This window comes from Streptomyces coffeae (assembly GCF_016741875.1).
Classification (GTDB): Bacteria; Actinomycetota; Actinomycetes; order Streptomycetales; family Streptomycetaceae; genus Streptomyces; species Streptomyces coffeae.
In genome coordinates this window covers 113,322-125,308 of the sequence record NZ_JAERRF010000004.1, presented here as the reverse complement: position 1 = coordinate 125,308, position 11,987 = coordinate 113,322, and the positions used below count along the sequence as shown (strand labels likewise).

Sequence of the window (11,987 nt, the reverse complement as noted above, 5' to 3'; positions counted from 1 at the left end):
GGAACCGCGGCACGCCGAGCGGTGGGCGCCGCGGTTCCCGGTACGTGTCTACTTCGCGTCGGTGCTGCCGTCCCGCTTGTCGCCGTCGGCCGTGTCGGCCGTGTCCGCGTCGGCCTTGCCGAGGTCGATCTTCTTGACGTCGTCCTCGACGGCCTCGTCGGCCGGGTTGTCGTCGGAGTCATCGGCGGGGGCCGCACCGGTCAGGGAGGAGGCGTCGTCGGGAACGACAGGGCTGTGGCCGTCGGCCTCGGGGTCGACGCCGTGGACGATGCGGTTGTACTCCTCGTCCGGCAGGACCGCGCCCACGGCGTTCTTCGCGAAGATCGCGTGCACGCCAGGGGCCACCTCGAGGAGGACCGTGTCGTCGTTGATCTCCTTGACCGTGGCATACATGCCACCGATGGTCCGCACGCCGGTGCCCGGCTGGATCTCATCGCGCATCTGCGCGGCCTGGCGCTGCTTGTTCTTGGCCGATCGGGTCACCAGGAACATAGCCCCGATGAGCACGATGAACGGCAGGAGAGACACGATATTCACGGGACGGAAATTCCTTCACACGACCGCGGGGGAGCGGCCTGGTTTTCGGGGATGGATACGCCGCACGGTTCCCGGACGGCATACGGACGGCATCGGCGGAGTCTAAGCGAGCCCGCGCCAATGGAACAACGCCCGGCATGGCGTCGGGGTTCCTGACGCCGCCATTATTCGCTTCTCACGCCATGATGCAGGAGAACCGCGCCTTTATGCCTCGAACAGACCCGTCTGGCCGCCCGCGCCGGTCTGCTGGGGCGGGGTGAGGCCCAGATGGGCCCAGGCCGCGGGCGTGCCGACGCGTCCCCGGGGCGTACGGGCCAGCAGCCCCTCCCGCACCAGGAAGGGCTCGGCGACCTCCTCGACCGTCTCGCGCTCCTCCCCCACGGCGACCGCCAGGGTGGACAGCCCGACCGGGCCGCCGCCGAACAGCTTGAGCAGGGCGCTGAGCACCGCGCGGTCCAGCCGGTCCAGCCCGCGTCCGTCCACGTCGTAGACGGCCAGGGCACGGGCGGCGATCTCGCGGGTGATCAGACCGTCGGCCTTGACCTGGGCGTAGTCGCGCACCCGGCGCAGCAGGCGGTTGGCGATCCGGGGGGTGCCGCGGGACCGCCCGGCGATCTCGGCGGCGCCCTCGGGCTCGATGGTGACATCGAGCAGCCCGGCGGAGCGGTGGATGACGCGCTCCAGCTCGGCCGGGGCGTAGAACTCCATATGGCCGGTGAAGCCGAAGCGGTCGCGCAGCGGGGGCGGCAGCAGCCCGGCCCGGGTGGTCGCCCCGACCAGGGTGAACGGCGGAAGCTCCAGGGGGATGGCGGTGGCGCCGGGCCCCTTGCCGACGATCACGTCGACCCGGAAGTCCTCCATCGCCATGTAGAGCATCTCCTCGGCGGGCCGGGACATGCGGTGGATCTCGTCCAGGAACAGCACCTCGCCCTCGGTGAGCGAGGACAGGATCGCGGCGAGATCGCCCGCGTGCTGGATGGCGGGGCCGGAGGTGATGCGGATCGGGGCGCTCATCTCGGCGGCGATGATCATCGAGAGGGTGGTCTTGCCGAGCCCGGGGGCGCCGGAGAGCAGGACGTGGTCGGCGGTGGCGCCGCGCTGCCGGGCCGCCTTGAGCACCAGGTCCAACTGCTCGCGCACCCGCTCCTGGCCGACGAACTCACCGAGGTCCTTGGGCCGCAGCGCGGCCTCCACCGCCTGGTCATCGCCGTCGGCATCGGCGCCCACCAGCCGTCCGCCCGCTCCGGCGGACAGCTCCTCGACGGTGTCCGGTGCGGTCTCGTCCCAGTTCACTGCGTTTCGCCTCGCGATGTCGTGTCAAGCGGTGCCACCGGTCGCGCCCCGGCGCGACGACGGCCGGTCACCGTGTGCGGTTCAGGGTCTGGAGGGCGGCCCGCAGCAGCTGGGCCACCTGAGGCGCGCCGCCTCCGGCGAGGGCCGCCTCGGCCTGCGGGGTGACGGCGACGACCGCCTCGTCCGCCTCGCGCGGGGCATAGCCGAGGCCCACCAGGGCGGTGTGCAGCTGATCGCTCCAGCCCGTGGCGGGGGCGGGGCGGGCGCCGGGCACGGCGGAGCCGACCGGCTCGCCGAGCCGGTCCCTGAGCTCCAGCAGCAGCTTCTGGGCGCCCTTCTTGCCGATGCCGGGGACGGCCGTGAGCGCCTTCTCGTCCCCGGTGGAGACGGCGATCCGCAGCGCGTCCGGGGTGTGGACGGCCAGCATGGCCTGGGCGAGCCGGGGGCCCACCCCGCTGGCGGTCTGGAGCAGCTCGAAGACCTGGCGCTCGTCGTCGTCCGCGAAGCCGTAGAGGGTGAGGGAGTCCTCGCGGACGACCAGGGAGGTGGCGAGCCGGGTCTGCTCGCCGAGCCGCAGCCCGGACAGGGTGCCCGGGGTGCACTGGAGCGCCAGGCCGACGCCGCCGACCTCGACGACGGCGGAGTCCGGGGCGAGGGACGCGACCGGGCCGGAGACGAACGCGATCATGGGAGACGGCCTTTCGTGGTGCGGTGGGCGGCGACGGCCCGCTGGAGGCGGTTGACCGCGGGCGCCCGCCAGATGTGGCAGATGGCGAGCGCCAGGGCGTCGGCGGCGTCGGCCGGCTTGGGGGGTGCGTCGAGCCGCAGCAGGCGGGTGACCATGGCGCCGACTTGGGCCTTGTCCGCCCGTCCCGATCCGGTGATGGCCGCCTTGACCTCGCTGGGAGTGTGCAGCGCGACCGGCAGCCCGCGGCGGGCCGCGCAGAGCATCGCGACGGCGCTCGCCTGTGCGGTGCCCATGACGGTGCGCACATTGTGCTGGCTGAACACCCGCTCCACGGCGACGCATTCGGGCCGGTGGGCGTCGAGCCACTCCTCGATGCCGCGCTCGATCAGGACGAGGCGGTCGGCGATCTCGCTGTCCGCGGGGCTGCGCACGACGCCGACGCCCAGCATCCGCAGCGGACGGCCCGCGACCCCCTCGACCACGCCGATGCCGCACCGGGTCAGCCCCGGGTCCACGCCCAGCACCCGCACGACGCTCCTCCCCTCACCGCCGCTTCGATCAGCTGCTGACGCAGGCTAGCGGCTGCCACCGACAACGCCGACGGGCCGGTGGGGTGTGTCCCCGCCGACCCGCCCAATTCGCGTGTACTGATGGGCCCTCAGGCGTCCACGCTGGCCATGACCTCGTCGGAGACATCGAAGTTGGCGAAGACGTTCTGCACGTCGTCGCTGTCCTCGAGCGCGTCGATCAGCTTGAAGATCTTGCGCGCGCCGTCCTCTTCGAGCTGCACCTGCATGGTGGGCACGAAGTTGGCCTCGGCCGAGTCGTAGTCGATGTCCTGCTCCTGGAGCGCGCTGCGGACCGCGACCAGGTCGGTGGCCTCGCTGATGACCTCGAAGGACTCACCGAGGTCGTTGACCTCCTCGGCGCCCGCGTCCAGGACCGCGCCGAGCACGTCGTCCTCGCTCAGCTCGCCCTTGGGGACGATCACCACGCCCTTGCGGTTGAACAGGTAGGAGACCGAACCCGGGTCGGCCATCGAACCGCCGTTGCGGGTCATCGCGACGCGGACGTCGGAGGCGGCGCGGTTGCGGTTGTCGGTGAGGCACTCGATGAGCACCGCGACACCGTTCGGACCGTAGCCCTCGTACATGATCGTCTCGTAGTCGGCGCCGCCCGCTTCCAGTCCGGCACCGCGCTTGACCGCGCTGTCGATGTTCTTGTTCGGAACGGAACTCTTCTTGGCCTTCTGGATGGCGTCGAAGAGCGTCGGGTTTCCGTCCGGGTCAGCACCGCCGGTCCGGGCCGCAACCTCGATGTTCTTGATCAGCTTCGCGAAGAGCTTGCCGCGCTTGGCATCGATCACGGCCTTCTTGTGCTTCGTCGTAGCCCATTTAGAGTGGCCGGACATCCGCCTGTCTCCTTCGCGTAACCCAGTGCTGTACGAACGCCTGCGATCCTACCGGGCTCAGGTCTGCGCAGACTGCCGCACCATCTCCACGAAGAGCGCGTGGACGCGGTGGTCACCGGTCAGCTCGGGGTGGAAGGACGTCGCCAGCACATGGTCCTGGCGGACCGCGACGGTATGGCCGTCGAACGTCGCCAGCACCTCGGCGGCGGCACCCACGGACTCCACCCACGGCGCGCGGATGAAGACACCCTCGACCGGGCCGCCGTCGATGCCCTTGACCTCGATCCCGGCCTCGAAGGACTCGTTCTGACGGCCGAAGGCATTACGGCGGACGATCATGTCGATACCGCCGATGGTCTCCTGGTCGTCACGACCGTCGAGGATCTTGTCCGCGACCATGATCATGCCCGCGCAGGTGCCGTACACCGGCATTCCCGCGCGCACCCGCTCGCGCAGCGGCTCCAGCAGCCCGAAGATCACCGCCAGCTTGGACATGGTGGTCGACTCGCCGCCGGGGATCACCAGTCCGGCGACCTCGGCGAGCTCCTCGGGACGGCGGACGGGCCGGGCCGGGGCCCCGGCCGCGGCGAGCGCGGCGAGATGTTCACGGACGTCGCCCTGGAGGGCGAGCACGCCGATCACGGGGGCGTCATCGGCCGTGGACGGCGCCGACGGCGCGGACGCGGGAGTCGAGGAAGACACGGAGCGAAGACCTCTCGGGACGTCAGGGGCACCACGCGTCCGCCGGGACGCGTGGTGCCGGGTGGTGCCGGTGCGGTGATGACCAGCCGGGTTACCAGCCGCGCTGGGCGTAACGCTCGCTCTCGGGGAGGGTGTCGCAGTTGATGCCGACCATGGCCTCACCGAGGTTGCGGGACACATCCGCGACGACCTTCGGGTCGTCGTAGAAGGTGGTGGCCTTCACGATCGCGGCGGCGCGCTTGGCCGGGTCGCCGGACTTGAAGATGCCGGAGCCGACGAACACGCCCTCCGCGCCGAGCTGGCGCATCAGCGCGGCGTCGGCCGGGGTGGCCACACCGCCCGCGGAGAACAGCACGACCGGCAGCTTGCCGACCGCGGCGACCTCCTGGACCAGCTCGTACGGGGCGCGCAGCTCCTTGGCCGCCGCGTAGAGCTCATGGTTGTCCAGGCCGCGCAGCCGGGCGATCTCGCCCTTGATCTGACGCAGGTGGCGCACGGCCTCGACCACGTTGCCGGTGCCGGCCTCGCCCTTGGAGCGGATCATGGCCGCTCCCTCGGCGATCCGGCGCAGGGCCTCGCCCAGGTTGGTGGCACCGCAGACGAACGGCGTGGTGAAGGACCACTTGTCGCTGTGGTTGACCTCGTCGGCCGGGGTGAGGACCTCGGACTCGTCGATGTAGTCGACGCCGAGGGCCTGGAGCACCTGGGCCTCGACGAAGTGGCCGATCCGGGACTTGGCCATGACCGGGATGGAGACCGCGTTGATGATCCCGTCGATCATGTCCGGGTCGGACATCCGGGCCACTCCGCCGTCCTTGCGGATATCGGCCGGAACCCGCTCGAGGGCCATGACCGCGACGGCACCGGCGTCCTCGGCGATCTTGGCTTCCTCCGGGGTGACGACGTCCATGATCACGCCACCCTTGAGCTGCTCGGCCATACCGCGCTTGACGCGGGCGGTGCCGGTCGCGGGAGTCTCGGAAGTGGACGTGCTGGCGGGCGTGCTGGACACGGTTTGACCTCACTCGATGATGAAAAGTGCGATGAGCCCATCGTAGGGCCGTTCGATACCCGTTCATGACCCGGCCATTCGGTCCAGGTCGACGGCGCCTGTGCTACAGGGATGACAAAACCGGCTGGGCACCGCGCCCGGCAAGGGCCAATCGACGGCCGGTGGCTCGAAGGCGGCCACATCCGGAGTCAGCGCATCGACGGCACCGGCGGCCGGGACGGCGGGCCGGGTCAGTGTCCGGAGCGGGCGGCGAGGGCGGACGGCGGCTCGTCGTCCATCTCGAAGGCCAGCGGGAACGGGGCGTGACCGGCCAGCCGGAACCAGCGCACCGTGCGATGGCGGCGCAGCGCCCTGGCCGCGCGCACCGCGTCGTTGTGGAACCGCCGGGCCATCGGCACCCGCCGCACCGCCTCGGTCAGCTCCCCCAGCGCCTCCTCGCCGCCCGGCGCCCCCCGTACCGCGTCGACCGTCGCGCTCTCCTCGAAGACGGCCCGCAGCGCCTGGCTCAACTCGCTCTCGGCGACCTCCCGGTGCTCCTCTTCCGACTGCCGGGCAGCGTGGGCGGCCTGGTACAGCACCATCGAGGCGGCGGGGTCGAGCACTCCGGCGGTGGCCAGCTCCTGGGCGACCGAGGCGCGGCGCAGCAACTGCGCGTCCAGGGCCGCCCGTGCCGCGTCCAGCCGACTGTGCAGCCGGTCGAGACGTCCCGCGGTCCAGCTCAGGTAGACGGCGATGACGACCATGGCGACCGCGATCCAGATCAATGTGCTCACGGCGCGCCACGCTACCGTCTGTCCCCCGCCGCCCGACGTCCCAGCCGCCGCGGGCCACGGACCCTAGGCCGGCCTAGTCGCGGGCGAAGCCCAGTCGCGCGCGGAGGCCCGCGCGGTCGTCGGCGCCTACGGAGGCCGCTCCGTCGGTGACCGTCTCGTACACCGCGAGGATGTCCGCGCCGACGGTGGACCAGTCGAAGCGGCGGACATGGCGGCGGCCCCGTTCCCGCAGCTCGGCCACCCGCTCCGGGTTCTCCAGCAGCCGTACGGCGGCCGTGGCGAGTGCGTCGGCGTCCCCGCCCGCGAACAGCTCTCCCGCCGCTCCCCCGTCCAGGACCTGCGCGAACGCGTCCAGGTCGCTGGCCAGGACCGCGGCCCCGGCCGACATCGCCTCGACCAGGATGATCCCGAAGCTCTCACCGCCGGTGTTGGGCGCGATGTAGACATCGACGCTGCGCAGCAGCCGCGCCTTGTCCTCGTCGCTGACCATGCCCAGGAACTCCACGCGCTCCCGCATCTCCGCCGGAAGCCCCGCGACCGCCTCCTTCTCGTCGCCGCGCCCGGCGACGAGCAGCCGGGCCCCCGGCCGCGCTTCGAAGATCTTCGGCAGTGCGCGCATCAGCACCGGAAGGCCCTTGCGGGGCTCGTCGATCCGGCCGATGAACCCGATCGTGTCCCCCCGCCATTCCTCCTTGGGCTCGGCGTCGGCGAAGAAGTCCACGTCGACACCGTTGGGGATGACCACCGCGTCGCCGCCCAGATGCTCGACCAGCGTGCGCCGGGCGTACTCGCTCACCGCGATCCGCGCCCTGATCTTCTCCAGCGCGGGCTGGAGAATCGGATACGCGGCGATCATGGCGCGGGAGCGGGGGTTGGAGGTGTGGAAGGTGGCGACGATGGGTCCCTGCGCCGCCCAGCAGGCGAGCAGGCCGAGCGAGGGCGAGGTCGGCTCGTGGATGTGGATGACGTCGAAGGCCCCGTCGTGCAGCCAGCGACGCACCCGCGCGGCGGACAGGAAGCCGAAGTTGAGCCGGGCCACCGAGCCGTTGTACGGCACCGGCACGGCGCGTCCGGCGGAGACGACATAGGGCGGCAGCGGGGTCTCGTCGTCCGCGGGGGCCAGCACCGAGACCTGGTGGCCGCGCCGGATCAGGTGATCGGCCAGATCGCGGATGTGGAACTGCACGCCTCCCGGAACGTCCCAGGAGTACGGGCAGACGATGCCGATCCTCACGGTTTCTCCGTTCCGGAGCCGTCGGAGGCCCCCGTCACCGGGCGGGCGGCCGCACCGGCCGCCGGTCGCGGCTCCAGGTCCGCGAGCCACAGGCGCTGGAGCATATGCCAGTCCTCGGGGTGCTCGGCGATCCCCGCCGCGAAGGCGTCGGCGACCTCCTGGGTCATCGCGGCGACCTGTTCGTCGCGGGTGCCGGACGCGGGCACCTCGACCGGCGGGTGCACTCTCCCCCGCATGACCGGGGTCGTGTCGTACCACAGGGTGACCGGCAGCAGCAGGGCGCCGGTCTGGGCCGCCAGCCGGGCGGGCCCGGCCGGCATCTTGGCCCGCTCGCCGAAGAACTCGACCTCCACGCCCGAGGCGGACAGGTCGCGGTCGGCGACCAGGCACACCAGACCGCCCGCGCGCAGTCGCCGCGCCAGCGTTCCGAAGGCGCTGCCGCCCTGGTGGGGCAGCACCTCCATGCCCAGGCCCTCGCGGTAGGCCACGAAGCGGTCGTACAGCGCCTCCGGCTTCAGCCGCTCGGCGACGGTGGTGAAGGGCACGCCGAGCCGGGTGGTGACCCAGGCCCCGGCGAGGTCGTAGTTGGCCATATGAGGCAGGGCGAGGACCACGCCCCGGCCGCCGGCCAGCCCATCCGTCAGATGGTGCACGTCCTCGATGTCGAAGCCGGTGCGGATCCGCTCCGGGCTCCAGGCCGGAAGCCGGAAGGACTCCATCCAGTAGCGCATGTAGGAGCGCATCCCGGCGCGGGACAGCTCCGCGAGCCGCCGCGCGGAGGCCTCGGGTACGACCCGGGCCAGATTGGCCTCCAGCCGCAGTACGCCCTTGCCGCGCCGCTTCCACGCCTGATCGGCTATGCGCTGTCCGAGCCCCTTGGCGACCGGTTCGGGCAGCTTCTTGACCGTGCTCCAGCCCAGCCCGTAGAGCGCGTCGGTCAGCCGGTCCTTCACCGGGCCTCGCCCCCCTGGGGTACCGTCGGCTCCTCCGCGTCCGCCTCGGCGGCCTCGCGGCGCACCGTCACCACCCGCTGCACCAGGGTCACCGCGCTGCCCACGGCGACGATCCACAGCGCGATCGGCAGCAGGATGTCGATATGCGGCACCCCGAACTTGTGCAGTCCGGAGAAGCCGCAGGCGACCAGCGAGATCACCAGCCGCTCGGCACGCTCCACCAGCCCGTTGACGTTCACGGGCAGGCCAATGCTCTCGCCGCGCGCCTTGGTGTACGAGACCACCTGGCCGCTGGCGAGACAGAAGATCGTCACCGCACACAGCACATTGTCGTCGCCCTTCCCGGCGTACCACAACGCCAGGCCGCCGAAGATCGCGCCGTCGGCGACCCGGTCGAGGGTGGAGTCCAGGAACGCGCCCCAGCGGCTGGAGCGGCCCAACTGCCGGGCCATATTGCCGTCGATCAGATCCGAGAAGACGAAGAGGGTGATGACCACCGTCCCCCAGAAGAACTCCCCCCGGGGGTAGAAGACCAGTGCGCCCGTGATCACACCACCCGTTCCGACGAGGGTCACCGCGTCTGGGCTGACCCCGAGACGGATGAGCAGGGCGGCGAACGGTGTGAGAACACGCGTGAAGAATGCACGCGCGTACTTGTTCAGCATGGCCTTCCCGGTGGGTCGTAATGGGCCGGATGGTCAAGCGGCCCCCGGCGCGCCCATCGTAGCCACGCCCTGACGGGCCGCCGCGCACCCGTCGGACGGCTCCCGCACCGGGCCCGGGGTACGCCCGGATGTGTGACGTATGGACGCACCGTTACCTCGGTGGAAAGCTCGAAGTATCGCGAGGTGTCGACCGGGAGGCGAGACACATGGGCGACAAAACGAATACGCACCCAGGGGCCGCCGGAAGGGCAATGGCGGCCGACCGGCCCAGCTCCCTGAGGAACGTGGTGCTGGTCGGCCACAGTGGGACGGGCAAGACGACCTTGGTGGAAGCCCTCGCACTGGCGACGGGCGCGGTCAACCGGGCGGGCAGAGTCGAGGACGGCGGCTGTCTTTCCGACTATGACGAGATCGAGCACCGGCAGCAGCGCTCGGTGCAGCTGTCCCTGGTCCCCGTCGAATGGGGCGGGATGAAGATCAATCTCCTGGACACCCCGGGGTACGCCGATTTCGTCGGGGAGCTCAGGGCCGGTCTGCGGGCAGCGGACGCGGCCCTTTTTGTTGTCTCCGCGGCCCAGGACGCGCTGGGCATCACCGGGGCGACCCGGATGGTCTGGGACGAGTGCGCGGCCGTCGGTATGCCGCGCGCGATCGTGATCACACACCTGGAGGCCGCCCGCGCCAGCTTCGAGGAGATGACCGAGCTGTGCCGGGAGTCCTTCGGCGGCGACGACCCGGACGCGGTGCTCCCGCTGTACCTGCCGCTGCGCGGCGAGCCGGCGCCGGACGGCCACGCCCCGGTCACCGGGCTGACAGGGCTGCTCTCCCAGCGGGTCTACGACTACTCCTCGGGGGTCAGGACCGAGGTGCCGCCCGGCCCGGACCAGCTCCCGCTGATCGAGGAGGCCCGCAACCGGCTCATCGAGGGGATCATCGCCGAGAGCGAGGACGAGACCCTGATGGACCGCTATCTCGGCGGTGAGGAGATCGACGTCAAGACGCTCATCCAGGACCTGGAGAAGGCCGTCGCGCGCGGCAGCTTCCACCCGGTGCTGGCCGCGGCCCCGGCCGCCGAGGGCTCCAAGCAGGGCCTGGGCACCACCGAGCTGCTGGAGCTGATCACCGGCGGCTTCCCCACTCCGCTGGAGCGCGAGGCGCCCGAGGTCACCACCCCCGAGGGCGTTCCGCGTCCGGCCCTCGCCTGCGATCCGGACGGACCGCTGGCCGCCGAGGTCGTCAAGACCTCCTCCGATCCGTACGTCGGCAGGATCTCCCTGGTACGGGTCTTCTCCGGGACACTGCGCCCGGACGAGACGGTGCATGTGTCCGGGCACGGCCTGGAGGACCGCGGCCATGAGGACCACGACGTGGACGAGCGGGTGGGCGCCCTCTCCTCGCCGTTCGGCAAGCAGCAGCGGATGCTCCCCCAGGCCATCGCGGGCGATCTGGCCTGTGTGGCCAAGCTGACCCGCGCCGAGACCGGCGACACCCTGTCCGCCAAGGACGACCCGCTGCTCATGGCGCCGTGGGAGATGCCCGATCCGCTGCTGCCCGTCGCCATCCAGGCGCACAGCAAACCGGACGAGGACAAGCTGTCGCTGGGGCTGTCCCGGCTGGTCGCCGAGGATCCGACGATGCGTCTCGAGCAGAATCCGGACACCCACCAGGTGGTGCTGTGGTGTCTGGGCGAGGCCCATACGGACGTCGCGCTGGAGCGGCTGCGCAGCCGGTACGGCGTACAGGTGGACGCGGTGCCGTACAAGGTCTCGCTGCGGGAGACCTTCCGCGGCAAGGCCGGCGGGCGCGGACGGCATGTCAAACAGTCCGGCGGACACGGCCAGTACGCGATCTGCGAGATCGAGGTGGAGCCGCTGCCGGGCGGCTCGGGCATCGAGTTCGTGGACAAGGTCGTCGGCGGGGCCGTACCGCGGCAGTTCATCCCGTCCGTCGAGAAGGGGGTGCGCAGCCAGGCGTCGCGCGGCGTCGCCGCGGGCTACCCCCTGGTCGATGTGCGGATCACGCTGCTGGACGGCAAGGCGCACTCGGTGGACTCCTCGGACGCCGCGTTCCAGACGGCGGGCGCGCTCGCGCTGCGCGAGGCGGCCGCCGACGCCCGGATCGATCTGCTGGAACCGGTGGTCGAGGTGTCGGTCCTGGTCTCCGACGACTATGTGGGCGCGGTGATGAGCGATCTGTCCGGCCGCCGCGGCCGGGTGGTGGGCACCGAGCAGTCGGGCGGCGGCCAGACCTTGATCAAGGCGGATGTGCCGGAGATCGAGATCGGGCGGTACGCCGTCGATCTGCGCTCGCTGTCGCACGGCACCGGGCGGTTCAGCCGCTCCTACGCCCGGCACGAGGCGATGCCGCAGCAGCTGGCCGAACGGATCCGCGAAGGGGCATACGCGGACGCGTAGGTCCTGTCCGGTGGGTCTTTGAGGAGCAGCCCGCGGCGTCTGGTGCCGTGCGGCGCAAGGCGGAGGATCGCCCTCGTACTGGGCGTACTCGGGCGACTCCGACAACGCGGCCGGGGGCACCTCCCAGCGTTGGCTGGGGGCGCGGTGCCAGGCGTCGCGGGCTCGATAAGATCCGCCGGACAGGGCCTGGTTGCCGCACCGCCCGCCCCGACTCCACCGGGGCGGGCGGCTGTTCGCGGGAGCGGTTGTCCACAGGCCACCACGCCCTGGCGACAGGTGGTGCACACCCCCGATACGCTGAGGTC

General features: G+C 71.5%; 12 protein-coding genes. 1 reads left to right on the top strand and 11 read right to left on the bottom strand.

Annotated elements, in window-relative coordinates:
• Positions 1 to 48 precede the first annotated feature (48 nt).
• From yajC to pgsA, 11 genes are all read right to left on the bottom strand, one after another.
• Entirely contained in the window at positions 49 to 537 is a 489-nt protein-coding gene (gene yajC / locus JK363_RS07665; protein WP_201872994.1) for a preprotein translocase subunit YajC, read from the bottom strand.
• A gap of 204 nt (positions 538 to 741) precedes the next feature.
• Complete coding sequence (ruvB, locus tag JK363_RS07660; protein WP_201872986.1) at positions 742 to 1,830, bottom strand: Holliday junction branch migration DNA helicase RuvB; 1,089 nt, start codon at positions 1,828 to 1,830, stop codon at positions 742 to 744.
• Between the two features lie 67 nt (positions 1,831 to 1,897).
• The gene (gene ruvA, locus JK363_RS07655; protein ID WP_201872973.1) at positions 1,898 to 2,518 is read right to left on the bottom strand and encodes a Holliday junction branch migration protein RuvA; all 621 of its coding nucleotides are present in this window, start codon (positions 2,516 to 2,518) and stop codon (positions 1,898 to 1,900) included.
• On the bottom strand, positions 2,515 to 3,048 hold the full coding sequence (gene ruvC / locus JK363_RS07650; protein ID WP_201872972.1) for a crossover junction endodeoxyribonuclease RuvC: 534 nt from the start codon (positions 3,046 to 3,048) through the stop codon (positions 2,515 to 2,517). Before ruvC ends, ruvA begins: the two co-directional genes overlap by 4 nt.
• Before the next feature lie 128 nt (positions 3,049 to 3,176).
• Complete coding sequence (locus JK363_RS07645) at positions 3,177 to 3,929, bottom strand: YebC/PmpR family DNA-binding transcriptional regulator (protein WP_201872968.1); 753 nt, start codon at positions 3,927 to 3,929, stop codon at positions 3,177 to 3,179.
• Between the two features lie 57 nt (positions 3,930 to 3,986).
• Positions 3,987 to 4,631 carry a pyridoxal 5'-phosphate synthase glutaminase subunit PdxT gene (pdxT, locus tag JK363_RS07640; RefSeq protein WP_307821644.1) on the bottom strand — a complete coding sequence of 215 codons (645 nt, stop codon included), beginning with the start codon at positions 4,629 to 4,631 and terminating at the stop codon, positions 3,987 to 3,989.
• A gap of 91 nt (positions 4,632 to 4,722) precedes the next feature.
• On the bottom strand, positions 4,723 to 5,643 hold the full coding sequence (gene pdxS / locus JK363_RS07635) for a pyridoxal 5'-phosphate synthase lyase subunit PdxS (protein ID WP_201872966.1): 921 nt from the start codon (positions 5,641 to 5,643) through the stop codon (positions 4,723 to 4,725).
• 230 nt (positions 5,644 to 5,873) lie between these two features.
• Positions 5,874 to 6,386, bottom strand: coding sequence for a hypothetical protein (locus JK363_RS07630; RefSeq protein WP_201873707.1), 513 nt, complete (start codon positions 6,384 to 6,386; stop codon positions 5,874 to 5,876).
• A gap of 103 nt (positions 6,387 to 6,489) precedes the next feature.
• The gene (locus JK363_RS07625; RefSeq protein WP_201872964.1) at positions 6,490 to 7,650 is read right to left on the bottom strand and encodes a glycosyltransferase family 4 protein; all 1,161 of its coding nucleotides are present in this window, start codon (positions 7,648 to 7,650) and stop codon (positions 6,490 to 6,492) included.
• Positions 7,647 to 8,603, bottom strand: a complete 957-nt coding sequence (locus tag JK363_RS07620) for a phosphatidylinositol mannoside acyltransferase (RefSeq protein ID WP_201872957.1) — start codon at positions 8,601 to 8,603, stop codon at positions 7,647 to 7,649. The genes JK363_RS07625 and JK363_RS07620 overlap by 4 nt, the downstream gene beginning before the upstream one ends.
• A complete protein-coding gene (gene pgsA / locus JK363_RS07615) occupies positions 8,600 to 9,268 on the bottom strand; it encodes a phosphatidylinositol phosphate synthase (RefSeq protein ID WP_201872954.1) in 669 nt (222 codons plus the stop codon). Before pgsA ends, JK363_RS07620 begins: the two co-directional genes overlap by 4 nt.
• A 206-nt stretch (positions 9,269 to 9,474) precedes the next feature.
• Here pgsA and JK363_RS07610 point away from each other — a divergent pair, with 206 nt between their 5' ends.
• Positions 9,475 to 11,682 (top strand): elongation factor G-like protein EF-G2, encoded by a 2,208-nt coding sequence (locus JK363_RS07610; RefSeq protein ID WP_201872951.1) that lies wholly within the window; start codon positions 9,475 to 9,477, stop codon positions 11,680 to 11,682.
• The last annotated feature ends 305 nt before the right edge of the window (positions 11,683 to 11,987 follow it).

Excerpts from the sequence above, each read along its gene's own strand:
- JK363_RS07645 (WP_201872968.1), bottom strand. The coding sequence starts at position 3,929 with ATGTCCGGCCACTCTAAATGGGCTACGACGAAGCACAAGAAGGCCGTG.
- ruvA (WP_201872973.1), bottom strand. The coding sequence starts at position 2,518 with ATGATCGCGTTCGTCTCCGGCCCGGTCGCGTCCCTCGCCCCGGACTCC.
- JK363_RS07630 (WP_201873707.1), bottom strand. The coding sequence starts at position 6,386 with ATGGTCGTCATCGCCGTCTACCTGAGCTGGACCGCGGGACGTCTCGAC.
- pgsA (WP_201872954.1), bottom strand. The coding sequence starts at position 9,268 with ATGCTGAACAAGTACGCGCGTGCATTCTTCACGCGTGTTCTCACACCG.
- JK363_RS07610 (WP_201872951.1), top strand. The coding sequence starts at position 9,475 with ATGGGCGACAAAACGAATACGCACCCAGGGGCCGCCGGAAGGGCAATG.